Source organism: Leptospira kanakyensis, from assembly GCF_004769235.1.
In the GTDB taxonomy this organism is placed as follows: domain Bacteria; phylum Spirochaetota; class Leptospiria; order Leptospirales; family Leptospiraceae; genus Leptospira_A; species Leptospira_A kanakyensis.
Genome location: NZ_RQFG01000001.1, coordinates 91,343 through 117,918 on the forward strand (window position 1 = coordinate 91,343; position 26,576 = coordinate 117,918).

23 protein-coding genes are annotated in these 26,576 nt (G+C 38.5%); 11 read left to right on the plus strand and 12 right to left on the minus strand.

Annotated elements, in window-relative coordinates; all coding sequences use genetic code 11:
- The first annotated feature begins 36 nt into the window (after positions 1 to 36).
- Complete coding sequence (locus tag EHQ16_RS00415) at positions 37 to 1,413, plus strand: flavin monoamine oxidase family protein (protein WP_135637542.1); 1,377 nt, start codon at positions 37 to 39, stop codon at positions 1,411 to 1,413.
- Between the two features lie 2 nt (positions 1,414 to 1,415).
- Here the strand turns inward: EHQ16_RS00415 and EHQ16_RS00420 are convergent, their stop codons facing one another.
- A complete protein-coding gene (locus tag EHQ16_RS00420; RefSeq protein ID WP_135637544.1) occupies positions 1,416 to 2,531 on the minus strand; it encodes an acyltransferase family protein in 1,116 nt (371 codons plus the stop codon).
- A 49-nt stretch (positions 2,532 to 2,580) separates the two neighbouring features.
- Between EHQ16_RS00420 and EHQ16_RS00425 the strand changes: the two genes are divergently transcribed.
- A complete protein-coding gene (locus tag EHQ16_RS00425; protein WP_135637546.1) occupies positions 2,581 to 2,874 on the plus strand; it encodes an HNH endonuclease in 294 nt (97 codons plus the stop codon).
- The gene (locus EHQ16_RS00430) at positions 2,874 to 3,239 is read left to right on the plus strand and encodes a DUF1292 domain-containing protein (RefSeq protein WP_135637548.1); all 366 of its coding nucleotides are present in this window, start codon (positions 2,874 to 2,876) and stop codon (positions 3,237 to 3,239) included. Before EHQ16_RS00425 ends, EHQ16_RS00430 begins: the two co-directional genes overlap by 1 nt.
- Here EHQ16_RS00430 and EHQ16_RS00435 read toward each other — a convergent pair.
- From EHQ16_RS00435 to EHQ16_RS00450, 4 genes are read right to left on the minus strand one after another with little or no spacing between them, the layout of a single operon-like run.
- A complete protein-coding gene (locus tag EHQ16_RS00435) occupies positions 3,223 to 3,645 on the minus strand; it encodes a MaoC family dehydratase (RefSeq protein ID WP_135637550.1) in 423 nt (140 codons plus the stop codon). The two genes, EHQ16_RS00430 and EHQ16_RS00435, sit on opposite strands and share 17 nt — an antisense overlap.
- Positions 3,629 to 4,894 (minus strand): sensor histidine kinase, encoded by a 1,266-nt coding sequence (locus tag EHQ16_RS00440; protein WP_135637552.1) that lies wholly within the window; start codon positions 4,892 to 4,894, stop codon positions 3,629 to 3,631. The genes EHQ16_RS00435 and EHQ16_RS00440 overlap by 17 nt, the downstream gene beginning before the upstream one ends.
- A gap of 3 nt (positions 4,895 to 4,897) precedes the next feature.
- Positions 4,898 to 6,472 (minus strand): acyl-CoA dehydrogenase family protein, encoded by a 1,575-nt coding sequence (locus EHQ16_RS00445; RefSeq protein ID WP_135637554.1) that lies wholly within the window; start codon positions 6,470 to 6,472, stop codon positions 4,898 to 4,900.
- Positions 6,469 to 8,370: an AMP-dependent synthetase/ligase gene (locus EHQ16_RS00450; protein WP_135637556.1), complete on the minus strand. Its 1,902-nt coding sequence runs from the start codon at positions 8,368 to 8,370 to the stop codon at positions 6,469 to 6,471. Before EHQ16_RS00450 ends, EHQ16_RS00445 begins: the two co-directional genes overlap by 4 nt.
- Positions 8,371 to 8,489: 119 nt before the next feature.
- Here EHQ16_RS00450 and EHQ16_RS00455 point away from each other — a divergent pair, with 119 nt between their 5' ends.
- The 5 genes from EHQ16_RS00455 (at position 8,490) to EHQ16_RS00475 (ending at position 14,617) form a co-directional block, all read left to right on the plus strand.
- Positions 8,490 to 9,089 (plus strand): CBS domain-containing protein, encoded by a 600-nt coding sequence (locus tag EHQ16_RS00455; protein WP_135637558.1) that lies wholly within the window; start codon positions 8,490 to 8,492, stop codon positions 9,087 to 9,089.
- A gap of 8 nt (positions 9,090 to 9,097) precedes the next feature.
- Positions 9,098 to 10,531, plus strand: a complete 1,434-nt coding sequence (locus tag EHQ16_RS00460; RefSeq protein WP_135637559.1) for a sodium:solute symporter — start codon at positions 9,098 to 9,100, stop codon at positions 10,529 to 10,531.
- Between the two features lie 192 nt (positions 10,532 to 10,723).
- Positions 10,724 to 11,908 carry a 2-isopropylmalate synthase LeuA2 gene (gene leuA2 / locus EHQ16_RS00465; protein WP_135637560.1) on the plus strand — a complete coding sequence of 395 codons (1,185 nt, stop codon included), beginning with the start codon at positions 10,724 to 10,726 and terminating at the stop codon, positions 11,906 to 11,908.
- Between the two features lie 105 nt (positions 11,909 to 12,013).
- Positions 12,014 to 13,762 (plus strand): N-acyl-D-amino-acid deacylase family protein, encoded by a 1,749-nt coding sequence (locus EHQ16_RS00470; RefSeq protein ID WP_135637561.1) that lies wholly within the window; start codon positions 12,014 to 12,016, stop codon positions 13,760 to 13,762.
- Positions 13,763 to 13,810: 48 nt separating this feature from the next.
- Positions 13,811 to 14,617: a DUF4349 domain-containing protein gene (locus EHQ16_RS00475; RefSeq protein WP_135637562.1), complete on the plus strand. Its 807-nt coding sequence runs from the start codon at positions 13,811 to 13,813 to the stop codon at positions 14,615 to 14,617.
- Positions 14,618 to 14,694: 77 nt separating this feature from the next.
- Here the strand turns inward: EHQ16_RS00475 and EHQ16_RS00480 are convergent, their stop codons facing one another.
- The 7 genes from EHQ16_RS00480 to EHQ16_RS00510 form a co-directional block, all read right to left on the minus strand.
- Positions 14,695 to 15,261, minus strand: coding sequence for a TetR/AcrR family transcriptional regulator (locus tag EHQ16_RS00480; RefSeq protein ID WP_135637598.1), 567 nt, complete (start codon positions 15,259 to 15,261; stop codon positions 14,695 to 14,697).
- A gap of 36 nt (positions 15,262 to 15,297) precedes the next feature.
- Positions 15,298 to 16,356: an alkaline phosphatase D family protein gene (locus EHQ16_RS00485; RefSeq protein ID WP_135637563.1), complete on the minus strand. Its 1,059-nt coding sequence runs from the start codon at positions 16,354 to 16,356 to the stop codon at positions 15,298 to 15,300.
- Between the two features lie 75 nt (positions 16,357 to 16,431).
- Positions 16,432 to 16,920 carry a hypothetical protein gene (locus EHQ16_RS00490; protein ID WP_135637564.1) on the minus strand — a complete coding sequence of 163 codons (489 nt, stop codon included), beginning with the start codon at positions 16,918 to 16,920 and terminating at the stop codon, positions 16,432 to 16,434.
- Between the two features lie 127 nt (positions 16,921 to 17,047).
- Positions 17,048 to 17,581: a hypothetical protein gene (locus EHQ16_RS00495; RefSeq protein WP_135637565.1), complete on the minus strand. Its 534-nt coding sequence runs from the start codon at positions 17,579 to 17,581 to the stop codon at positions 17,048 to 17,050.
- Between the two features lie 154 nt (positions 17,582 to 17,735).
- Entirely contained in the window at positions 17,736 to 18,623 is an 888-nt protein-coding gene (locus tag EHQ16_RS00500; RefSeq protein ID WP_135637566.1) for a hypothetical protein, read from the minus strand.
- A gap of 83 nt (positions 18,624 to 18,706) precedes the next feature.
- Positions 18,707 to 19,735, minus strand: coding sequence for a beta propeller repeat protein (locus tag EHQ16_RS00505; protein ID WP_135637567.1), 1,029 nt, complete (start codon positions 19,733 to 19,735; stop codon positions 18,707 to 18,709).
- 239 nt (positions 19,736 to 19,974) lie between these two features.
- Complete coding sequence (locus EHQ16_RS00510; protein ID WP_135637568.1) at positions 19,975 to 21,087, minus strand: MBL fold metallo-hydrolase; 1,113 nt, start codon at positions 21,085 to 21,087, stop codon at positions 19,975 to 19,977.
- Between the two features lie 141 nt (positions 21,088 to 21,228).
- Here EHQ16_RS00510 and EHQ16_RS00515 point away from each other — a divergent pair, with 141 nt between their 5' ends.
- From EHQ16_RS00515 to EHQ16_RS00525, 3 genes are read left to right on the plus strand one after another with little or no spacing between them, the layout of a single operon-like run.
- Entirely contained in the window at positions 21,229 to 22,182 is a 954-nt protein-coding gene (locus EHQ16_RS00515; protein ID WP_135637569.1) for an efflux RND transporter periplasmic adaptor subunit, read from the plus strand.
- Positions 22,182 to 25,301 carry an efflux RND transporter permease subunit gene (locus EHQ16_RS00520; RefSeq protein ID WP_135637570.1) on the plus strand — a complete coding sequence of 1,040 codons (3,120 nt, stop codon included), beginning with the start codon at positions 22,182 to 22,184 and terminating at the stop codon, positions 25,299 to 25,301. The genes EHQ16_RS00515 and EHQ16_RS00520 overlap by 1 nt, the downstream gene beginning before the upstream one ends.
- Positions 25,288 to 26,574: a TolC family protein gene (locus EHQ16_RS00525; protein WP_135637571.1), complete on the plus strand. Its 1,287-nt coding sequence runs from the start codon at positions 25,288 to 25,290 to the stop codon at positions 26,572 to 26,574. The genes EHQ16_RS00520 and EHQ16_RS00525 overlap by 14 nt, the downstream gene beginning before the upstream one ends.
- The last annotated feature ends 2 nt before the right edge of the window (positions 26,575 to 26,576 follow it).

Here is a 26,576-nt window from a genome sequence, read left to right on the forward strand (position 1 = left end):
TTTTTTGTTTCGATTGTTAAAATAGGGGAAAGTTCTATGAATCGAAAAACCTTCCTACAAAAGCTGAGCGCTGTTACCTTCGGGGCAGGGTTAATCCTTCCTAAAAAATCATTCGGACAAACCACAACAGTTACAAGTTCGGAAACCAAACCCAAGTCTAGTGGTGGGAAAAAGGCCATTGTCCTAGGTGGCGGCCTTTCAGGACTCTACTCTGCCTATCTTTTGAAACAAACTGGGTATGAGGTCACTGTCATTGAAAGAGGCGAAAAATTGGGTGGGCGGATTGCCACCTATGAAAATTCAGAACTAGGAATCTTACAAGATTTAGGTGGTGAGTGGATTGGTGAAGGACAATCAGACATCAAAAGTTTAGTCAAACAACTAGGTTTAGATCTAGTTCCTTCCAATGTTACGGATCGATTTTCACTCCAAAAATCAAATGCGGATTCATTAAAAATCTCTTCTTCTTCCCTCGAAACCTTGGACAAAGTCATTGAACTTCATAAATCTTTGGGCAACACACAAAAACAAGGATTAGACAAAATCAATTTTTCATCCTATGCCCGTTACCAAGGTTTAACAGAGGAAGAAATTCGTTCTATGAACGAATTATACCGAGTGATCCTCGGCGCTGATCTCAACCAAATATCGAGTGAATCAGTGTTAGATGACCTCTCTGCATTCCAATCCGCTTTGAAACCAAAATTTCAAGTACGAGGTGGGGCAGAACGAATCATAAAAGAACTATCAAATTCTCTAAAAAACCAAGAATTCATTTTAGGAGAAACAGTCACAAAGGTTTCCCAACAAAAAAATCAAGTCACTGTAGAACTATCTTCTGGACGTTCCGTAAAAGGAAGTTTGGTGGTTTGTTCTCTACCTTCTGCTGCCGTTCTTGATATCAAATGGATGCCAGGTTTGCCAAAAGATTTGATTTATTCTGCCCTTAGGATGCAAACCGGAAAAATATCTAAAAATTTAAGTTTGGTCAAATCCAAAGATTCCCTGTCAAAATTCTTTTTATCTACAAACACTGCCGCAGAAACCTTATACGTATCTGAATCTGCCGTTGGAAACAATGTAACAGCAGTTACTTCCATAAGCACGGGAGACAGAGCTTCTTTGTTCGAAAAAGGTAGTGATCGTCAGAAAAAAAATCTAATGACATCTTCCTTGGAAGAAGTAGGTGAATTGGAACTAATCCTTGAATCACCTTTTGTTTTCCATAGTTTCCAAAAAACAACCGGCCGACCAGGATTTGTATCCTTGTTTCCACCGGGAAGTTTTGGAATCAAAGATATTTGGGCCGAACCATTCGAAAGAGTATTTTTTGCAGGAGAACATTTGGCATTCCATACAGGAAGTATGGATTCTGCTGTTGCCTCCGCCATCCAAGCCATCAGCAGAACATAAACTTATGTAGTTTTTAATCCGAAAAGAATCCGTAACGGTTTTATCTTTCGGATTAAAAATTCATACAGAAAAAAACTACCACCTAACACAACCATAATATGGAGTGAAAACTTAACCCATATCCCCCATTCTATATCCCGTATCCAAAATGCATACATAAGAGAGATGGGATGGTGGACTAAATAAATCGGGAGACTGGCCTCAATCAAATAAGATCCCAGTTTACCTTCCCTGTTTCCCAAAATTTGAAATATAAAAACAAGAAAACTAGTCCACAAAAAGGGAGACAAAACCCATAAAAAAATATGGAATCCCCTAACCCAAACATTCACATATTGGAAATAGATCCAAAGTGGATCGTCAATTTCCATATCTTTAAATAACAAATACACAACGATTGCCCAAACAAAAATGGCCAATGTTTTGATTTTAGAATTGTTATCCTTTTGGATTAATATGGTTTTCCAATGATAGGAAAATACACCGATAAGAAAAAAAGAAAACTGGAATATAAATGTAAGTTTAAAGATTCCGTAATAAGATTCCCCTTTAGAAATCTGTGAATGAGAGAAGAAAACAAAAAGAAAACAAAAAGCCAGGAGAAGTAAATATCTGGGAAGTCCTTTGGGAATTTTGGCCCAGAACTTTAGAGTAAAAAAAGACTTTGGTATCAAAGTATAAAGAATGCTAAAACAAAACAAATCGACCAAAAACCAAATATGGGAATGTTGGAAATGATCCTTAGTAAAAAAATAATCGAGGAATGGAAGAAGTTCCAATGTATTAGTTTTTAACCGTTCGGTGAGGTAATACTGGATCGGTGCGAGAAAGATAAGTCCAAAAATTGTAGGAATTAAAACTCTTTTGAATCTTGCTTCCAAATAAAACTTGGTTCCTTTTTTTTCTAAAACCAAAGCGGAAAAAAAACCGGAAATCATATAAAACATGGGCATCCGATAACTATGGATCCAATAACAAAAATAAGAAAGGATATCGCTTCTGTTTGTATCCTGGATGGCATATTTGATTTCCGCCGCATACACAATGGCCGCATGAAACACAATTCCCAGCAAGAGAGCAAAAGATCGCAGATTGTCGAGATAGACTAGTCTTCCCATTCCTCCATCTTTTTCTTGACGAAGAGAAAAAAACAGATTTTTTTAAATCATGACGGAAAGTCCCTCCGATTCATTTTTTTCCGATGTGAGTGATGAAGAAATTGCTCGGGAAAGAAGGAAAGCAAAAGAACTAAAATCAAGTGCCTGGTGGAAAAACAAACGTTCTTCTGGGGTTTGTCATTATTGTGGAAAAAAATTTAAAGTAGAAGAACTTACCATGGACCACCTAATTCCATTGATTCGAGGTGGAAAATCGGTAAAAGCAAACTTAGTTCCTGCCTGCAAAGAATGTAATTTCAAAAAAAAACACAGCCTACCATTTGAGAAGGAGTTCTTTTCCTGATGGACATGAAGGATTTAGGATTTCAAGGAGATGACTTTCTTCCGTCAAGAGTCACAGAAGAAATCGATCTTGTAGATGAAAAGGGAAACAACTACCAATGGGAAGTGTTTTATTCCTTTTCGCAAATGGGAAATGATTATCTTGTATTTCTCCCATCAACAGAGGCTGAATTTCAGTTTGTCAATGTAGAAATTGATGATCCTGATTCCGATGTTCCCGGATACATTGTTATGCGAATTGGACAAGATGAATCCGGGGAAGAAATTTTAGAAGAAATTCTAGATGAAGATGAGTTAGAAGAAATTCGCGAATATGTAGAAGATGAAATTGGGATTGTTGGACAATTTCTCAACCGGGAGGAATGACAAGAGTTTCCCCTTTACTCACTACTTCTGATTTTTGATTGGTCCAAACAATTTTCATTTTCACAGCTTTCAATCTTTCAACTTTTTCCACAACCTCCACAAAACAAGTGATTGTATCTCCAAAATAAACTGGTTTTCGAAACTTAGTTGTAGTTTCTAACGCAACCGTTCCAAGCCCAGGTAGTTTCATCCCAAGTACCGGCGCCAGTAACGAGGCGGCAAGACCTCCATGAGCAATCCTTGTGCCAAAGTTTGTTGTTTTTGCATACTCTTCATCTACATGAAGAGGATTAAAATCACCACTGATCCCTGCAAATAAATACACGTCGGTTTCCGTAATGGTTTTGGTAAAGGATGCAGAATCTCCGATTTGGATTTCTAAAAAACTTTTACCCTTTTGGTACATTTGAATTTTCCTTTAAGATTACTTTTTTAGGTGAAAAGGCAAAGTGGTAGAATACACCTTCATTGGGTTTGGAAGAACATTCTACCTCACGGCCATTCATCTGACTACATAACGAAAAAATAACTGATAAACCAATGGATTCTGCTTTTCGATAGTTCAGCTCGGGAGGAAATCCCACTCCATTGTCCCTGTATTTTAATTCATAATTGAAATTATCTTTAACTAGAAAATCAATTTTGATCAAAGCATCTGGTTTTCCACCGACAAATGCATGCCGAAAACTATTGGTCAACATCTCGGTGATCATAAGTCCCATTGGAATTGCATCTACAATGTTAAACTCCAATTTTTGGATTTGAAGTTCTATATTAATATCAGTCCTCATATACATAAGTTTGATGTTCTCAACAAGACTTGTGATATAATCTACAGAACTTAGACCAGATAAATTTTTACTACTATATAACTTTTCATGAACCAAGGCAATCGCTTTGATTCTTACAATACTCTGTTCCAAAATATCGGCCGTTTCAGGTGGAGAGGAATATACCTGAAGTTGCAGGAAGGAAATAACAACTGCTAAGTTATTTTTTACTCTGTGATGGACTTCCGTGAGTAAGGTTTCGTTTTCTTTCAACGAACGTTCCAATTTGGATTGGTTTTCCATATAACTAGTCATATCAGTAATGACAGCAACTGCCTTATTTGCACTACCTTCATTACTTGGTATAAAAAGTCGGTGTTCTAACGCCCAGCTAATGTGACCATCTAACTTTCGAATGCGATACAAAAGCCCTGTATGGTTTTCCCTTAGTTGGTTCATCCAAATATTGGTCATTCGGTCTCTGTCCAGTTCATGGACTCTTTCGATGAGTAGTTGTGGATGAGTGAGAATATCTTTTGTAGGAATGTCAAAAAGTCTGGAAACTTGTTCACTAAGAAAATCAATTTTCCAAGTATCTAAATTGAAAACGATCACTGCGTCTTCAATCCGCTCTAAAATGACTTGGAAAAGTTGATCAGATTCTATTTTTTCAAAGAGTACCCTTTTTTGCCTGCGTAACTCACGAACGAGTAATACAAAAATAATCGCAGCGGAGAGAGTGACAAAACCCCAACCTTTCAGACTTTGGAATTCGCGAATGTCTTCGACGGATGCAAAAATAAGCGAAATTGCATAGTCTGAAAAATAAATCCAGAGATAGCCGAATAACAAATAAAAAAATGCAATTCGGCCAGCTGCTTTCATTGGCTATAAAAGTTCCTGCAGAGTTTGGAATCGTGAATGTACGGTCTCCTCGATAGACTTACCCAACTGAGAATAGTAACCCCACAATAAATCTAACTGGGAGGGAACATAGTTTGAAAGTCGACTGAAAGACATAAGATATTTCCCCACAAGATAATACGAAAGTAACTTTCGATCCATCAATTTTTCATCCAAAGAATAGTATTCTGAAGATTTATGGGTATCGATTTCTGACAAAGAAAGGATCACAAATATGGACAAAACGTCTGCAAAAGCAAATTCTACCGACTGGAGTTTTTTCCGATTCGTTTCTGCATCCATAGAAATGATAATATCAAAAAGTATGTTTTGGATCTGATCCGGAATTCCCGATTCATTGGTAATTTTTGAAAATTCATTTTGAAACTTTTCTTTTCCAGGATACAAAGAGGAAATGATAGAACGTTGGATTTCGCTTGTTCCCCCACCAATGGTTCCGAGTTTTACATCTCTGTAAAATCGTTCCACAGAGTATTCTTTCATATACCCATAGCCACCAAAGAGTTGGACAGAATCTTTCGCAACATCCTCTGCAATTTCAGAAGAAATCAGTTTTCCCAAACTACTTTCCAAGGGAGAAGCGATACCACGATCCTTTCTTTCAGCAACCCAATAAATCAGCCTTCTTGCCGCTTGAATGTATACCCAGTTACGGACAAGGATATCACGCATTCCATAAAAATTAGAAATCGATTTTCCAAATTGAACTCTTTCGTTGGCGTAACGAAGTCCTTTACGAAAACAAAATTCCATAGCACCGGCAAGACCTGCCACAAAAACAGTTCTTTCCCATTCCAAAGTTTCTTTACCAATTCGCATAAAACCTGTATTGATTGGTCCAAGTAAATTTTCTTTAGGGACCACCATATCTTCAAACACAAGTTCAGCGGTCATAGAGGTATGATGGCCTAGTTTTTTTAAAACCTTACTAACTTTAAATCCAGGAGTATTATTTTCTACAATAAAGGCAGAGATGCCCATTGGCCCTCTTCCTTTTTCGGAAGTCCTTGCCATGACAACAAACACTTGTCCTACGGGGCCATTGGTGATGTACATCTTTGTTCCGTTTAACTTCCAACCACCTTCCACTTCTTCTGCCTTTGTCAAAAGTGAAGCAGCATCGGAACCAGACGCAGGTTCTGTCAGTGCAAAACCAGCCATCCATTCGCCTGTGGAAAGTTTAGGAAGGTATTTGGATTTTTGTTCCTTAGTTCCTTGGAAAACAATTGGCATAGTTCCAATCACTAAATGAGCAACCCAGGAGAGTCCCATCCCACCATCTAAAGATCCAGAAGCAAAGGCATCCGTTGCAATAGAACATTGTAAACAACTAGCGCCCTCACCACCATATTCCGAAGGGATCGTAAGTCCAGTAAGGCCTGCCTTACTAAACTCTTTCCACAACTCGTCTGACCAAATTTCTTTTTCATCACGTTCTTCCGCAGTGGGAAACACTTTATCTTCTGAAAATTGAAATACTGTATTGTAAAAACTTCTTTCCTCCTCATTCAGATAGGGATTCAGTTTCGGGTGTATCATTGGTAAATTCCTTCAATTTGTTTTGAAAATACTTCCGAAATGACATTTCGCTTCATTTTCAAAGTTCTTGTCATTTCGACATCGGGATCAAAGGGACGAGATACCACATAAAAATTGTTAGCTGGCACCATTTCGAACCCTTTGAATCCGTTTTCTCTAGATATAATGCGTGAAATCTCTGCTCGGTATAATTCCCGAACTTTCGGATTTGAATTCCATTCACCTGCTTTTTCTTTGGAAATTCCTGGAACTTTTGTTTCCACTGCTTCGAAGTTGGGAACAATCAGAGCACCTAATGTCTTTTTATCATGACCCACTACCATCACCTGGTCAATGAAAGGAGAAGTTAAAAGTTTGTCTTCGATTGGGATGGGTTCCACGTTTTCCCCGCCAATAAGTGCAATGGTATCTTTCGATCTACCAGCAAACACTAGTTCACCTCTGTGAGAAATCATCATCAGATCTCCCGTATCAAAAAAACCGTCCGTATCAAATACAACTTGGTTGAGTTCAGGTCGTTTATAATAACCTTTTAGAATTTGTTTGGATTTGATCCATAAGGTTCCTTTGGCACCAACTTCGGTCACAATCTTTCCCGTATCATCTTTCAATCGAATTTGATACCCGGCTATCGGAATTCCTACAGTTCCTTTGGTTGGTTTGGTGTTGGATCGAATAGACACAACCGCAGATGTTTCTGTCATTCCATACCCTTCTAGAACTTTGAGTCCAATCGCAGATAAAAATCCATCCACTACACTAGGAAGAGCTGAACCTGCAGAAATACAAATTCTGATACGACCACCCAGGGCTTTATGGATCGCAGAAAATATTTTGATACTAATTAGTTTTAATGGAGATAACAAAACTAAAATAAAAAATCCATAAGTTCGTTTGATGAGTGAAACAAAGAAATTTGGTTTTTTGATTTCAAATTCAAATCCAAAAGACATGGCATAGTAATGAGCCCAAGTGGAACCTAGTTTCAAAAAGAAATGGAATAATTTTTCCTTGAACCCTCCTTCTTTTGCAACTTTAGCAATGATTCCATTGTATACCGATTCCCAAATCCTAGGTACAGAAGGAAATATGGTTGGTCGGAAATCTCTTAAATCATCTTTGAGTGATGACATATTGGAGATTAAAAAATCGATTCCAAGAAAAATACCTGCATATTCGATCGCTCTTTCGAAAGCATGCCATGGCGGAAGCAAACTCACTGCATTATCATTTGCATTCATATCCAATCGAGAGATGGTATTTTGAATCGCTGTGATCCATCCTTTTTGGGACAACATCACACCTTTAGGATTTCCCGTGGTTCCCGATGTATAAATCAAAGTGGCGAGGGCATCTGGATCTGTTTGTTCAATCCTTGATTCTAATGTTTGTTTGCCGTTACGACTCCATCTTTCTTTACCTTTGTTCACGAGAGCTAAAATGGAATTTTCACCCTCATACAAATCCCCTTGGTCAGTTTCCAAAATAAAAATTTGTTTTAAATGAGGGAGCTCACTCGACAAATCATCGATCCGTTTTTTATCCTTTGGTTTTTGTACCACGAGGTATTTGGCTTCTGAATGGTTTAAAATATAAAGTATCTCCTCTCGGACAATGTCAGTTCCTCGGGGCACCACTACCGCACCGGAAACCAAAATGGCCATATCGGTGCGAAGCCAGTTGACAGTGGCATCACAGAAAAATCCAATCCGGTCTCCTACCTCGACACCGAGATCAATCAAACCCAGAGTCAAGTGGTCGACAAACTGCTTCAAATCTCCAAAGCTGATCCCAGGAAATTCGGTGGCCGATTTTCGTTTCCGGAAGGAGACTTTGTTTGGAAGGGCGTCGGCGACATGGACGAGGGCTTGGTAAAGGTTATCGTAGTTTTTGATCATAGGTTTTGCCTTTTCGTGGGAAACTTTTACGGAAATGTAGGATGCATAAAAAACCACTGTTCGTTTTTTGCAAGTTTTTTCTTATTTTTGACAAACTTTTAGAAAGGTAGGGCATAATTATGTTCTTTTGGATTCATGATGGGCGTATTTTACCGACAACACCACCCGCCACCTCAGATCGGGTGCATAAAATCCATCCAGGAGGCAAAAGTTCTCCGGTTTCTGGGGAAGGGAGTGAATCCCAAAATGCGCCATCCTCCTCTTTTTTACACCGCTCCCCCGGGGATGTTTACAAAGAAGCAGCGGGACCGACCGAAAAAACGGTCTACTTCCTCCGAGAAATCATGTCACAACCCGCCTACGCCCTACCCTCTACTGAAACCATAGCCAGTTGTTTGGATTTTATGTTAGAAAAAAGGATCCGCCATCTCCCCATCACCGATGGACAGGGAATCCTTGTTGGATTTGTTTCCGACCGGGACATTTTAGAAAAAAGTAAGTCCTATGAAAGAGACTGGCCAGTTTCCGACATAATGACCAAACGAGTATTAGTTGGATCGCCGCAATCAGAAATCAGAGGAGTTACGAAAGTTCTTTTGGAAGAAAGAATTGGATGTATTCCTGTCGTAGATGACGATAATCATCCTATTGGTATCGTCACAAGATCGGATTTACTCCGATTGTTACTCAAGTATCCAAATTTGAATATCATTGTGTAAGGAAATTTATGATCTGGGATTTATTCGTTCTTATCTTTTATTTTGTTATCGTTTTTTATTTTGGATTTCATTTTGCAAAGAACAACCAAAAAGAAGAAGATTTTTACTTAGCGAAAAAAGAAATCCATTGGATTTTTCTATTACTTTCTCTCGTTGCAACGGAAACTTCGAGTTTAACATTTTTAAGTATACCGTCGTTAACTTTCAAAGGAGATTACCGGTTCCTAGAAATTGCTTTTGGATATTTGATCGGAAGGACAGTGGTAGCTTTGTATCTGTTGCCATCCTATTTTTCAGGAAATACAATTTCTGTTTATGAATATATAGGAAACCGATTAGGTAAATCTCCACAAAAAACCATGTCTTTTGTTTTTACCATCTCTCGTTTACTTGGTGATGGGATCAGATTGTATATAAGTTCCTTACCTATTGCCTTTCTTTTAGAAAAGATGGGCCTAAAACTTTCACCGGAAGTTTTAGGAATGATCGCCCTCACAACTCTGAGTATTGTCACCATCATCTATTCTGTGGTGGGAGGATTTCGAGCCATTGTCTTTACGGATGTGCTCCAATGGTTTATCTACATATTAGGTGGGATTTTTGCACTCGGTCTACTGATTTATAAATTAGAAATTCCTATGGGCGAAGGGATCACAAATCTCCAAACTTTAGGAAAATGGAATTTATTTGTATTGGATTACCTTGCCGAAGGTGACAATAGTTATTTTATCGTATTTGCTCTGATAGGTGGAGCCTTTATCTCGATTGGATCTCATGGAACCGATTTAATGTTAGTCCAACGAGTTATTGCCACAAAAAATTTAATTTCTGGCCAAAAGATTTTGATTGGAAGTGGAATCCTTGTTATCTTTCAATTCATACTTTTTCTTCTGATCGGATCTCTTCTTTATCTTTTTTACCAAGGCCAAACCATGGCACCCGACAAAGTATTTAGCCAATTCATTGTGAATGAAGTTCCCTCACCGATTCTCGGAATTCTTGTGGCAGCCATCCTTGCCAGTGCTATGTCCACACTCAGTTCCACCATCAATTCACTTTCCCTCACTTGGGCACGAGATTGGGGAATGGACCAATGGTTTTCTCCGAAAGCCTTGTCCTTGTTTTTCGGAATCACTCTATTTGTTTCCAGCCTCATCCCTTACTTTCTCATCCAAACATGGGAAAAGGGACTTTTAGAAATGGGTCTCACTATTTTTTCCTATACTCTCGGGCCTTCCATTGCCGTTTTCTATTTGGCGAAAGCAAACAAGGACTTACCCGTTTCCGGTAGAGTTTTTTCGGGATTTTTCCTTACGAGCATCCTTAGCACCGTAGCAATTGGGGTGGGATTCAAAATTTCCTTTACCCTTCTCATCCCCATCGGATTTGGAACCCTTGTGTGCCTTGTTCAAATTTCTCGATTCATTTATAAAAAAAATTGACAGGAATTCTTGGTTCAGTTCGTCTAAAAGTTAACAATGAAATTATCTGCTAACATTCAGTTGCTCCTCCTCCTCGAACTAGTATAGATCGAGGGAGACAGCGCTGTGTGACAAAGCCCACTCCCAACCGGGAAGTGGGCTTTTTTTATTTTGGTCCTCCCGGTCGAGAGTTTGAGCGGATACGGAGGAACCATGAAACCAAAACAAATCAAAATCCAAGACGTTACCTTAAGGGACGGAAACCAAGCTTTACGAAAACCATGGACATTGGAGGAAAAAATCGAAGTCTTCGATTTGTTAGTCGCATTGCGTGTCGACGGGATCGAAGTGGGATTTCCCTCTTCCAACGAAACAGAGTTTGTCGCAAGTAAAACCTTAGCGGAACGAGCACCTAAGGGAATGCCCATTGCGGGACTTTCTCGGGCCAACGAAACGGAAATCAGAAAAACCTGGGAAGCCATCCAATTTGCAAAGAATCCTAGAATGCATATTGTCTATCCAGTCAGTGATTTTTCGATCCGTCATGTTTTGAAAATTTCAGAACAAGAAGTCATCCAAAAGATTCATAACTCCGTTTCTTTTGCCAGATCCATTGTAGGACCTGAGGTTGAGATCCAATTTTCTGGCGAACATTTTGGAGATGCCATTGAAAACTTTGCGTTCACCAAAGAAGCATTTTTAGCGGCGATTGAAGCAGGTGCCAATATCATCAACTTACCCAACACAGTCGAAAGATACCGTCCGATGATATTTGTCAATATGGTGAAAGAGATGAAAGATTTTATTGGAGAACGTTCCAAAGTATCTGTCCACACTCATAATGACTTAGGAATGGCTACGGCAACGTCCGTAGAATGTGTGTATGTTGGTGCAGAACAAATTGAAGTGGCGCTCAACGGATTGGGTGAAAGAGCGGGAAACACAAATTTATATGAAACCGTCATCGCATTACACCAAAATGGCGAAAACTTAGGAATCAACTTCGAAAGAATTTATCCAACGGCCAAACGAATTGCAGAGATGACAGGAATTCCGATTGGAGAAAAAACGCCCATCATTGGTGAAGATATTTTTTCACATAGATCAGGGATCCACCAAGATGGAGTTGCCAAGACCATCAAACAATCCAAAGGTGCTTACCGAACTTTTTCTCCTGAATTTGTGGGAAGAAATGATTCCGAAACCATTTCTTTTACGAACCAATCTGGACATAGAGCCATCCAGTTTTTGTTAGAAAAACGAGGGATCGTAATACCTACAGAAGAAATCCACCGTTTGTTTGAAATAGCCAAAACTATCTCCTCAAAAGAAAACAATCGAGAAATCACCGAAGCAGAGTTAGTGGATTTAGCGAGCAGTATGACAGTTTCCCTCTGAACAAGAGGGAGTTTCGTCCAGAGAATCTCTGGGGTAAATCCTACTGAATCATTGACAAATCTTTGTCAATCTGCCATAATTTTGTTTGGTTTTTCCGGAGGTATTATGGCAGACACTCTCATCAAACAGGCAAGAATTTTTGATGGAAGTACAAATCCATCTTTTGTGGGTGATGTGCGAATCAAAGACGGTAAGGTTCAAACCGTTTCAAAAACAGAATTAAATCCAAATTCTGGAGAAACTGTGATCGATGCCAAAGGACTTTGGCTTACACCAGGGTTTATAGACTTTCATACTCATTATGACGCAGAGATTGAAATGGCACCGGATCTTTCTGAATCGGTACGCCATGGTGTCACAACCATTTCTCTCGGAAGTTGTTCTCTCAGTTTGGCTGTGGGTGATCCGACAGACCTTGCTGATATGTTCAGCCGAGTGGAAGCCATTCCCCGAAAGAATGTTTTATCCATTTTAGAAAGTAAAAAAAATTGGAACTCCGCCTCCGAATATAAAAAACACTTAAATGCAATGCCTCTCGGTCCCAATGTCACGTCCTTTGCGGGACACTCGGCTATCCGTGCCCATGTGATGGGTCTCGAACGTTCCTTAACAAAAGGAGAAAACCCCACAAAACAAGAGTTAGAGAAAATGAACCAACACCTAGAAGAAGCACTAGATGCTGGTTTTATGGGTTTATCGATTAATACCTTAGTATGGGATAAAATGGATGGGTCTAGATTTAGATCAAGACCACTCCCTTCTACTTACGCCAATTGGAGCGAATACGAATACCTAAACAAAACCTTAAGAAAAAGAGGAAAAATTTTCCAAGGGGTTCCGAACGTTTCTACAAAAATCAACGTGTTAATGTTTTTAAAAGAAGCATTTGGTATTTTTCGTAAACCTCTAAAAACAACTGTGATCTCACTTATGGATGTGAAGTTTGATCCAGGTTTGTATAAACTTCTTAATATCATTGGTAGAATCACAAATACAATCTTTCGATCTGATTTTAAATTTCAGGCACTTCCGGAACCATTTGATTTGTATGCTGATGGAATGGATGTGGTTGTCTTTGAAGAATTTGCAGCCGGTGCCAAAGCCAATCATATTGAAGATGAGTTAGAAAGAAAACAACTGATGAAAGATCCAACTTACCGGTCGTGGTTCAAACGCCAATGGACAAATTGGTTTTTACCTCGTGTTTTTCATAGGAACTTCAAAGAAACAAAAATTGTGGATGCTCCAGACAAATCATTGATTGGAAAATCAATTGATGATGTTGCCAAAGAAAAAGGTGTACATTCCGTAACTGCATTTTTAGATCTTGTATCCGAACATGGAAACAAAGTGCGTTGGTACACTGTAATGGCCAACCATAGAAAAGAGCCGTTACAAAAAATAGTTTCTTATCCAGACATCCTTATCGGTTTTTCTGATGCCGGCGCTCACTTACGTGGTATGGCACATTATAACTTTCCCCTTCGTATGTTAAAACTTGTACGCGATGCGGAACTAGAGAAAAAACCGTTTATGACAATGGAAAGAGCAGTACACCGTCTAACAGGAGAGATTGGAGATTGGTTTGGAATTGATGCCGGTTATATCAAAGAAGGAAAAAGAGCAGACCTTGTCCTTATTGATCCTACAAAATTAGATGATTCCCTTGCAAAGGATGTGGAAGCACCTATGCCATTTATGGAAGATTTCAAACGTTGGGTTCGCCGTAACGATGACACTGTAAAAAAAGTTTTTATCAATGGAAAACTAGCAGTCGATCAGGGAAAACCAGTATCGGGACTCGGAAAAGAAAAAGGATACGGTAGTTTTCTCGCCTCCACCATCGGTAGATAAAAATATTTCCTGTCGGATGCCTTTACGAAATTCGTCTAAGTATCCGACATGGAAATTTCTAAAAAATTAATCACATCCGTAATTTTCCTCGGCCTAACCTTTAGTTTTACCCAGTGTTCCTCTGCCAAAGGAATGAAAAGAGAAAGTCAGAAAAATTTCTCTTACGATGAAGCTGAGGGTTATGCACCTTCTGTTGCTGCAGCACCCAAGGCTGCCCCATCAGGAGAAATCTCACAAAATACAACAAAACCATTAAAACGAATGATGGTGTATTCTGTGAATGTGAATTTGCAGTCAAAAGAAATTGAAGCCAAGGTTACAGAAGTAATCAAACTTGCCGAGTCGTTCGGAGGTTATGCGCTCCAATACAGTTCGAACGGGAGTGTTAACTTAAAAATCCCTGCAGAAAAACTAAAACAGTTTTTATTTACCTTACGAAACCAATCCCAGAATTATTCGGAAGAAGTCTCCGCACAAGATGTAACGGAAGATTATACGGATACAGAAATCCGTATGGAAAATGCTCTTAAAATGCGAATTCGGCTTTTAGAAATTTTAAAAACAGCAAAAACTTTGGAAGAAACTTTAAAAGTAGAAGCCGAGTTAAATAAAATTTCTGAATCCATCGAGAGATTTGAAGGAAGATTAAAATATCTTTCGAGTGCAATCCAACTATCTTCTGTTCATGTACAAGTTCGTCAAAAATGGGAACCTGTTGTCCAAAAAGAATACAAACCAGGACCGCTTGGGTACCCTTTTTATTATCTCTACATTGGTTTAGGAAAAGTGAAAGATGGAGTCCTTTGGCTTTTTGTCCAAGAAATCCCCAAGGAAAAAACAGAAATTCCGGACTAAGAAATTTAGTTTAACTAACCTAGTTTTGATTAAACTGGGTTAGTGCAGCCGAAACCACGGACAGAATGTATCATAAATTAATTTTTAATGATACGTTCTGCGGATACAATCATCTGTGATTTCATTCTTTCAATGACCTTACGATCTTTGGTTAAAGCATACAACCGGAGTCCGCCCAGATAACTCATATACAACTCATAACTGAGAGCCCGTACTTGATCAGAACGTAAACTAGGAGCAAAGTTTAAAATACAAGTTTCTACAGTTTCCAGAACATGATGGACGGCTTTATTTCTGTACGAATCAAATTGGCTCAAATGAGAAATTTCACCAGAAAATAAGGCAATGGGGCAATCCTTTCTAGAAGTATTCCTTTGGTTCCGAACAATGAAGTTGACCCACTTTTCAATGAAGTCGGACATATCACTCGCCTTGGCAAGTACCTTCAACATCACAACACGTTGTTGTTCGGAAAGATAATTTAGATATTCGAAACCGATATCGTCTTTTGAAGGAAAATGGTCGTAGAGAGTTTTTTTATAGGCGCCAGCCTTTTCTAAGATCTCGGCAATGCCCGTTGCTTGGAAACCTTTTTCCCGAAACAAAGCGAAGGAACTTTCTAAGATTTTTTGTTTGGGTTTCAAAATAGACACACTCCCGAAATTTCCTTTTATAAAAAATTAATTAGAATCATTTTTAGGATAAGAAAGGACTACATTTCCATTTTTATCTTTGATGAAAGAACGCCAAACCAATTTTCCTTCTAACATTTGGATCTCCAAGGTTCCGTAGTTTTCCTCTCGAAATGCAGAACCAAGTTTGTATTCAGAATCATATTCTAATTGTAAAAAAGGCAAAGGTAAATTTAAAGAACTCGAAGTCATTTCAACATATTTGCGAGTTTCCGAAAATGGATATTCGTATATTTCCGCGATGTGGCGATCCCCAGAAAGAATCACCAAATCAGAAGTTTTGGCAGAATTCAAAACTTGAAATAACCTTTCCCTTTCTTTTGGGAAGTTTCCCCATTTCTCAAACGGTTGTTCGGTGGGAATTACTTGAACACTAGAAACAAAAATTAGTAAATCGGAAGGTAAATTCAATTCCTCCTCTAACCATTTCCATTGGTCTTCTCCAAGCATAGTCGCATCTTCGTTAGATGTTGGGCCGTATTGGCTTTTTCCCGTAAAATAAGACCAAAACTTTCGTTTTAAAGGTGATCGAAAAAACCGAGTGTCAGGAATCACAACGTGAATTTTTTTCTTTTTGAATTCTAAAAAGTAAGAATGAAAAATCCCCTTTCCTTCTTTGGTTCCAAACTTCCTACCCTTTGGCATCAGAGAACCCAGATGTTTGATAAAAACTTCCCGACTTTTTTCCTTATCTTCAAACTCAGCACCACTGTCATTGATTCCATAATCATGGTCATCCCAAGTGGCTAGAATTTTAGATTCAGAACGGATGGCTTTCCATTCTGGTCGAGAGAATTGTTTCTTGTAAGCAGGGATTTTTTCTTCGGCGACCAAATGATCCAAATAGATATTATCACCTAACAGAAGGATGAGATCGAAAGATTCTTTTTTCCACTGATTTAAAACTGGGCTTTCTTTGTCCTGATGCAAACATGATCCGAACCCAATCCGTAAACGATTAGAATCCTTACCCAAAACTGGCAATGGATTTAAGAAAAAAGAAATGATAGAGGCAAAAAACAAAATGAAAGCGAACGGTTGTTTCATAAAGAATCCAGAAGTTTTCAGGAAAGATTCTTAAAATTTTTCCTAATTTTACTTATCTCGTCAACCGGAAATCTCCTAACGACCTACTCTATAAAAACCATAATTCGATGGGCGGTAAGGGTAGCCGATGTTGTGTTGCCTGACATCCGAACTATAAAAATCTTTTCGGTAATAAAAAGGGGAAAATCGGGAAGGACCCCTTCTATGAAAAGCACTGGAAAATAATATAAAACTTTGATAGTATTCGTTGTTTACATGTAAGGCATAGTTATAACCTGCAATGGGCCATTCAGTCTCAAAAAAATCTCCAGTCACCATGACCTCCGTTTCTTGATACATATCTCTCGCTGACCTTCTATCCCCAATCGCACAAGGTTCCATCCGACTCGGCACCGGTCCTTCCATAAGAACCAAACACTCCGAATTATATCCATATTTTTCAGCGTATGCCAATTGGCCATGGGGCCTTTTGTCTATGGTTACATAAAATCCTTTTAAATAGGTCTTTTTATCCACAGCCGTACATTGTAACAAAACTAACATGACACTCAAAACAAGTTTCATGTTTTCATTTTAATCAAAATCTAACAGATATGCGATGGGAGGTTTCCGCAATTGCGGAAATTACCTAAAACAAAAGGAACCGATCCTCATCCAAAACAAAGATACAGCTCCCATCGGTAAAAATAAGTTATAGTTTTTTTACATTCAATCGGTAAGCACTGATATGTGAAGAAACCGCCAAACCTGAACACTTGTAATTGTTAGGATCCGCTAACCCGGAAGACTGAATGGTATATATTTTTCCCGTTTCTAAAGTCATCTGTTTGTTCATGCCTCCTGAGGAAGAATAAAGTTCCGTATTCCCATCCTTGAAGGCCACGATAAAATCAAACTGCTTCGAATTACAGTTATTAGATGTTAAGGTTTGCCTTCCCGAATTCCCTGAAACTTCGTAAGAGCCACTCGTTTTAACAGAAAAAGAACCACTGGCCGCAACCACACTACAAATAGAAATGGAACCTTCACCAAGTTCAAAGGGAGTATTCGCATTCTCATTTGTCAGGAACTGACATGTAGGTGCCGTTAGGGCGGCAAGAACTAAGGCATCCGCCATTTTATCCCCGGTGAGTTTCAACCCAGAAATGAGATCCTCTTCTTTCTCTTTTGCACAACTCCACATAAAGATGGAAAGAACAAAAATCCAAATTAACTTATTCAACATTGGTAACCTACTGATCGTTTTTTGTAGTAGGTTACCAAATCATTTGTCTGGTTCCATTTTATGAAAATTTTGGGCGCCTCGAAACGACCGCGCTTTCCGCTACAATCTTTTGCTTAAGCAAAAGGATTTTCGCTCCAATCGCTGGCGCATGGATTCATTCTGTAAACCCACATTCTAAATCCATCTCACAAGCAAATTGGTTCGTATAACAAATATTTGAATTCGAACACCTATAGGGGGAAGGGCCTCTGCAAGTTGACGTTTCGACAAAGGCACGGCAGGTTCTGTTTAATTTTTCTTCTTCTGTCAGAACAATCATCTTTACCTGAGATTGGAGCTTTAATGTTGGATTAGATTTTAACTCCGCACGAATCGGATAAAATCGATATTCATTTCCTGTTGTTTCCGTAGGAATTCCTTTGATTTCTCCAGAATTTTTATCCAAGTAAATTCCTTCAGGAAAATTTGATTCGGAAACAAATTCAACTTCTCCCAAGGATTTTAAAACCTTCAATGAATTTTCTGAAAAATTGGGAGCCACTGGTGTGATGGACATTCCTAACAGAAATGACAAGGACCTAGGCATATAACGAAAGGTACCGAGACAGGGAATGGATATTTGTTGGTTTCCTGATTGGCTCCCCGATGGAACAATCTGAAACGGTTTGTCGGAACAAAAAGTCACATACACTGTAATTTTAGTATTTGTCACTTCTGTAAATTTTAATAATTTGAAAATCCATTCACCAAACATTTGTTTTGCTGTGACGTTTTCTAAATTTTTACCTTCAATGGTAAAACTAGAATTTTCCATTACCACACTTGGGGAAACCGAATCAACGGAATATAAACTCGCTGGCTTTAATCCAGGTTCCTCCACTGTTGTCTGGCTTTCAACGGCCGGCGAAATCAGACCAAGTAAACTCACCATCCACGATCCATCTGAGTTTGGATCTTTGGCCGAACAACTATGCAAAATAAGAAAAGATGTAACGAACAAACCAATCTTATAAGATAGAAAGAGAATTATTTTTTTTGTCATCTTGACCACCTCTACAAGAGAGAGGGGTCGAAAATGATAGGTCTTGGTTTTAAAACTTAAAGTTTTATTTTATGTAGAGGGAATCAATTACAATCAGCAGTCATTACCGCGGAAGATCCAGTAGTTTCAGAAGATAACGCCACAAAACGATTGTTTCCGAAAGTAACGGCTCTCCATGTTTTTTCCGCTGGGGCAACTTGCCCTTTCCAAGTAATTCCATCTTCTGATGTCATAATCCGATTGGTTCCATTTAGAGACACAGCCACGAACAGTCCATTCCCATAAGTAACGGAATACCAATTATTACCTTCAGCAGGAGTTCGTCTCGTCCAAGTGATTCCATCAGGAGAGGTCATCACCCGATTAGTTCCTGCTGTTGAGGCAACTGCCACAAATTGGCCGTTGCCATATACAACTGAGTTCCAAGAAATATTTTCAACATCCGCACGGGCAGTCCAAGTAATTCCATCCAGAGAGGTCATCACTTTCCCCGTAGTCGTTGACAATGCCACAAAAGTTCCATTGCCATAAGAGACTGTTGGGAAAGTTGAAGCAGTTGGTACAGGACGTGTCGTCCAAGTGATTCCATTAGGAGAAGACATTATTGGATCCGCAGAAGAACCCGAACCTGCAACAAACATTCCATTACCAAATGTAATGCTAAACCAAGTACGATATACAGAAGCAGATCTAGTCGTCCAGGTGATACCATCGGGAGAGTTCATTACCTGATCGGTTGATGAAGGAGAAACAGTCACAAAAAGACCGTTTCCATAGGTAATAGAAGCAAGAGATCCAGGAACCGAGACATTACTTGCCGTCCAAGTGATCCCGTCTGGAGAACTCATCGCTTGATTGGTTCCAGAATTAGCTATTGCCACAAAACGGTTGCTCCCGTAAGTTACGGATATCCATGGGTTTGCTTCCGGAGTGGTTCGGATGATCCAATTCAGTGTTTTATTTTGACAAGCTAAGTTTTCTCCAGAGTTATTTGCCGCTGCCCCGAGCAAAAGCAAAGAAAGCGAATCATTATTGTCTGACTTCGGTTCACAGCCAATTGCGGAAAAAATAAACAAAACTGATAAAAGAACAGATAAGGAAAATTTTCTCATTTAAGAACACCAATATGAAATTTAACGTTCATTATTTGAATATTCTAATGCAGTGTCAAATCGCAAATTTCCATTTAACATAAATTAGGAAAAATGGGGAAGATTCATTTTTTACTACAAATGTTTGTCTGTTTTGTCTAAAATTTTGCTACAGATGGCTAAAAAGGCGGGGCTCCCACCTCCTTAACCATTGCCTCAAATAAACGAACCGGTGTTTTCTTACATGATTTGGATTAGAATCATTCCGATTGGATGAATTTTTTCCACCAACGTTCCATTAGGTTGGGTTCACGAATTTTGACAATTTGCCCAAACTTGGGTGTGAGAAGATCAATCTTATAAATCTCTGCTTGTTTCTCTAGAGATTCGGCAGGTTCGTACCAACTGTGTAAGGACAAATCGAACATCCCCCAGTGAACAGGAACCAGTCTTTTGCCTTTTAAATCCAAATGTGCTTTTGCCGTTTGTTCAGGTAAAACATGCACCGCCTCCCACATCGGATTGTATTGACCGTTTTCAATAAAGGTCAGATCAAAGGGGCCAAATTTATCACCAATGTCTTTGAAGTGTACATCATAACCTGAGTCACCGCTGAAATAAAATTTTTCTTTTTCTCCCATCACTGTCCAAGAAGACCAAAGGGTTTTATTTCCATTTGTCCCACTCCTTCCCGAAAAATGTTGTGCAGGTGTACAAACGATTTTGATTTTTCCTAAATCCAAAGTTTGCCACCAATCAAGTTCCGTTAGACGATCTTCCGGAACACCCCATGCTTTTATATGAGAAGTGACACCTAGTGGGGTGATGAACTTTGTATTTTTTGTTTTAAAAAATTCAATGGTTTGCATATCAAGATGGTCGTAATGATCGTGAGAAATGATGATATAATCAATTGTTGGTAATTCTTCCAACTTCACGACGGCATCCTGAAATCGTTTCACCATAAAACTAAAAGGGGCTGCGGATCCAGAAAACACCGGATCAAAAAATAAAATTTTACCTTCAATGTTCACAAGGAACGTGGAATGTCCAAACCAAATGAATTTAATACTTTCATCTGGTTTCAAAAACTCTGCAAAATCTGGTTTTTCTTCTGGCAACTGCACATCGGGCCTTTGGTGTTGATCCCCTCCAAACAGAAACTTAAAAAGAAGCGAAACAAAGTTTTGATTTTCCCGCATTTTCTCAATCACATCAGGCCGGCGATTGACAAACTGATCCCTATCCTTATCAAAATGCGTAGATGTTTTGATTTTTTCATAATGATCCCCATCCGGATCTTTGCCGAAGGCTCGGCAATGGAATTGTGTGACGACAAAAAATAATAATAAAATAAATGTAAATTTCTTCAAAACGTTCCTACCTCTAAGTGTAACTTTCTTTAGACTGATCTCATAGGATCATATAAAGGGAATCCAACTTTTTAGAAAGGGCAGAACCTTTTTCCGGTTGCATTCACCCTCCCATCCACTAGGTTGAAAAAAGGATTCGATATGCTCAAATATCTCGCATTTTTTCTTCTGTTCTTTTTTTTCTTTTCCTGTAATTCAAAACCTGAAGAAAATCGACCGCGGATCGCCAGTTTCCATGCCATTCAAGATGGGGAGATCATCAAAAAATCGGAAGGGGAATTACCTTCCACAATTTCACTTGCAAATGCCGAATATCGCAACTTAGGTGCCGGCCTTTCCGTTCCAGTTCGAATTTCCGTTGTTTGTGTTTCTTCAAAGGAAGCAAACTTTTCCTATCATTTTGAAACGGAAGAACAATCAATCATCTACTCTGATTACCTCAAAAGTAAAGCGGCTCTCTATGGGGCTAAAAAATCCTATTCGCGTTTGAAGTATCTGGTAGAGAACCAAGCAGCAGCCGGTAAAGAACTAAATGATGCCCAAGTCCAATTGCAACAAATGGCGGCATCGATGGAAGAAAATCTAAATCGATTACGAATGCAAGGAATACCAATTGAAAAATTATCCAAACTGAAACCAGGAAATATTTTGATTGTAGGAGATATTCCTGAGACAAAATTAAACCGAGTCAAACTACAATCCAGACTATATATTAAATTTTCTGCATTCCCTGGAGATAGATTCGAAACTCGGATTGATTCCATTTCCGATGTGATTGATCCTGTCAGCCGAACCGTCAAAGTCATCATCATCACAAAAAATACGGACAACCAATTCAAACCAGGAATGTTTGGAACGGGCCAGGTTGAGTTAGAAAATATTGAAGCACTTTCTGTTCCTAATGAAGCAATTATTTTAATTGGTGATACCAGTTATATTTTCAAACAAATTGACTCCTCTAGTTTCCAAAGGATCCAAGTGGAAACGGGAATCGAAACAGAAGAATACACCCAAATTTTATCTGGACTTAAAATGAATGACCGAGTGGTTTCCCATGGATCAACATTATTAAAAGGACTTAGTTTCGGTTACTAATGGGTTTCATTAATTTTTCACTTAAGAATTCACCAATCGTATTATTTGGATTTATAATGATTTGTGTTTTTGGAATTTATTCCGTCACCCATCTCAAGATAGATGCGTATCCGGATGTTTCCGATACAGAAGTCATAGTCATTACTAAATTTGATGGTCGCGCCTCTTCTGAAGTTGAAAAGTTAGTTTCCATTCCCTTGGAACGTGCGTTAACCGGTATTCCAGGGCTTACAACGACTCGCTCTCAAAGTATTTTTGGTCTTTCCGTGATTCGTTTGACGTTTAAAGATCATACCGATGAGTATTTTGCAAGGAACCAAGTAAACGAAAGATTAAAATCCATTCAATTACCAGAAGGTACCGAAGTTCCCGAATTAGGCCCCTTAACTTCTCCTGTGGGAGAAATCCTTCGGTATGCTGTTGAAGGTGATGGAATGCCAACGATGGAACTTAGGAGTATTCAAGATTGGGAACTTGCTCCCCGCATCCAACAAATCCAAGGTGTTGCCGACGTCATTACCTTTGGTGGTGATATCAAAGAATACCAAATTGAAATCAATCCAATCAACCAAGACAAATACAATGTTTTTCTAAGAGACTTGGTATTTGCGATCGAAGAAAACAATGCCAATACAGGTGGTAATATTTTCAAACATGGAAACCAGGCCATTCCCGTAAGAGCCTTAGGTGCCATTGAAAACGAAAAAGACATCGAAAACATCATTGTTACGGAAAAAAAAGATGTTCCAATCTATGTAAAAGACATTGGAAAAGTAAGAGTCATTCCCCATCCACCGAAAGGAATCCTTGGTTATCGTTTGAAATCGGGGAAAGAAGTTAATTCTGGTGTGCAAGGCATCATCATGATGCGAAAGGGAGAAAACCCATCGGAGGTTCTCAAACTCGTAAAAGAAAAAATAAAAAGTTTGGAAGGTTTTTTAAAGAACAAAGGAATCAGAATTAGGATTTTATATGATCGAGAAGAGCTTGTATCAAATACACTAAAAACTGTGGTTCGCACCATGACGGAAGGAATCACAATCGTAATGATTGTCCTTATTTTTCTTTTAGGAAATTATAGGGTGGCACTGGCAGTTGCCCTTACGATTCCATTTTCTTTATTATTTTCTTTTTGCCTAATGCATTTGATAGAAATCCCGGCAAACTTACTTTCATTAGGTGCCATTGACTTTGGTATTATCGTTGATAGTTCGATTGTCATCATCGAAGGGATCATAGCCACCATAACGATTTCTTCATTAACCAAAAAAAAATCTTCTCTCAATGAGCTCATCCTTCGTTCCTCTGGCCATACGGAAAAAGAAGTCTTTTTTTCTATTGCCGTTATTCTTTGTGCTTATCTTCCCATCTTTTTATTCGAACGTGTGGAGGGTAAACTATTCAAACCAATGGCATTTGGATTGGCCTTTACCTTAATTGGAGCCTTACTTTTTTCATTAACTGTTTTACCGGTTATTTTTTCTCGTTTTTTCCAAGAAGAACACCGCCGCCAAACAAAAGAATTTTTTATTCTAACACATGCTAGATCCTATTTTATAGATTTTCTTCATTCCTTTTTAGAACACTCTCAGAAAATAATTTCTAGAATCTATATCGTAGTCATAGTACTATTATGTTTTATATTTTGGGGTCTGGGAACAGAATTTTTACCTGAGTTGGATGAAGGAGCCATCAACTTTCGATGTAAACTTCCCACAGGAATTCATTTAGACAGAACGGCCAACGTTGCCAATTTATTAAGAGAAGTTGTAGGAGAATTTCCGGAAGCAAAAGTAATCATCACTCAATCGGGTAGAAACGATGATGGTACAGATCCGTTTGGCCCCAATCGAATTGAGGGACTCATTACTCTAGAAGATTATTCAAAATGGAAAACTGTACATTCCAAATCGGAGTTACTTGAACTTTTAAAAGGAAAATTCGAACGAGCGGTTCCAGGAGCCAAATTTAGTTTTTCACAACCAATCCTTGACAATGTGGCCGAAGCAGTAACGGGATCTGCTGCCGATTTATCCATTCAATTGTCAGGCCGAGATGTTTCTGTCCTCTGGCAAAAGGCTACTGAAATAGAATCCGCTTTGGAAAAAGTACACGGTGTATCTGCGATTGGAATCGAACAAGAAGGACCAAATACAGAACTTGTGATCTCCATCGATAGAGAGGCCGCTGCCAGAGCTGGGATTAATTTTTCTGACATTCAGGATATAACTGAAATTGCTATTGGTGGTAAAGAAATCAGTAAATTATATTTAGACAATCATATATACAATATTACAGTAAGATACCCAGAAGAGTATCGAACTTCTGTTAACTCCATTGGAAACATAAATATCAAAAGTAAATACGAAAGCAAATACCCATTGTCATCTGTTGCAAAGTTAGAACTAAAAGAGATGCCTGCCAAAATTGCGAGGAAAAACGGAACAAGAATGGTTTCTGTTTGGATCAATATTGAAGGAAGAGACCAAGGCGGATTTGTAAACGAAGCAAAAAAAATCGTAGAGAATCAAATCAAACTACCAACTGATGTAGAAATCCAATGGGGAGGGCAATTTGAAAACCTAACAAGAGCAAGTAAACGTTTAATGGTAGCAGTTCCACTCACTTTTGCCATTATTCTTTTTATACTCTACCTTATGTTTCATAATATTTCCGATAGTTTACTCGTAATGTCGAGTATTCCTGTCGCAGCACTCGGCGGATTGTCCTTTTTATTTATTAGAGGGATGCATTTCAACGTTTCCTCAGGAGTGGGACTTATTTCTCTTTTTGGTATTTCCATTATGGGAGGGGTTCTATTTGTTTCTAACTTCAACCACGAAAAAGAAAATAGGCCAATCAAAGATAAGGAAACTCTCAAGGAACTACTTTTGCATGTTTCTGAAATTCAATTTCGTCCCAGATTTTTAACCTTAACAACAGCCATCATTGGACTACTTCCTGCAATGCTTACAAATGAAATTGGTTCTGATATCCAGAGACCAATGGCAACTGTCATCGTAGGTGGATTGTTATTTACCCTGATCATTGGTAATTTCACAATCCCTCTACTCTGTTACTTAAATGAACAAAGAAAACTACGTAATGAAAAGATCTAAACACAAATCTAATCTTACTTTAGTATGGTTTTTCTTTGTCTGCATTTCTGTTGTTTTGCCCGTTTCATCAAAAGAAAAAACTAAAAAAGAATTTAGTTTTGACCAAGCCATTCAATTTGCTTTGAAGAACAACAAACAAGTGGCAATTGCTAAATACGAAATTGAGTTTAGCAAAGCGGATCGAATCACCGCGGGCCTTCGCCCGAATCCATTTTTAAACATAGTGGCCGATGTTTTACCTTTTAATCCAAACTCAAAACAATTTGATCCGAATAGAAACCAATACGGAGTTAGTCTAGGTTTTGTATACGAAACAGAAAACAAAAGAGAAGAAAGGATCAACGTTGCGAACAAAAAACTAAAGATGGAAGAATTAATTTTTCTAGAATCACTTAGAAAAACATCATTAGGAACAGGAAATTTATTCATCGCAACACTTGCCGCAAGAGAACGATATTTGTTAGCAGAAGAAAATTATAAAAACCTGGTCAATATCGTTGAAATCAATAAAATTAGATTCAAAAAAGAAGATATATCCAAATTAGAATTATTACGTTCGGAAGTGGCACAAGACCAGTATGCAGTGGCAAAAGTATCTGCCCAAGTTGATTACCTAAAATTAAAAAATGAACTCATTGTTGTTTTGGGATTAAATCCAGCAGATATTGACATTGTCCTTTCGGGGAATTTGGACTCACTTAAATTATTCCCGTTAATCGATTCTGAAAAATTATTAAAATTAGCAACATTAGGAAGGCCTGATTATTTGGCTTTGGTCAATGCGGAAGATGTGGCCTTGGCCAATTTCAAATTACAGAAAGCAAACGCAGTTCCTAATGTTAATATTCTTTTCGACTCGCTTGTCCAACAAAACCAATATATGTACGGAATGTCCGTCAATATGGAACTACCAGTTTTTTCAAGAAACCAAGGTGAGATAGCCAAAAGCCAATCAACAAGAGACCAAGCGGCACTCTTCCGAGAAGAGTTGTATTTAAACTTAGCAAAAGAAATGGCGATTACCGAAGAAGAATTAAAAGTCAGATTTGAAGCTTTAGAGCAGATGCGCCAGATTTCTTTATTAAAATCACAACAAGCTGTAAAAATTGTAGAGTTAGCCTATAAAGGTGGTGGTTCTACCTTACTTGAGTTTTTAGATACAACAAGATCTTACAATGAAACAAGGCTTAAATACATTGATGCCTTAGTGGAATATGAAAGAGCTTTGTTGAATTTAAAATACATTGCTGGTTTTGATTATGAACAAAGCTGAAT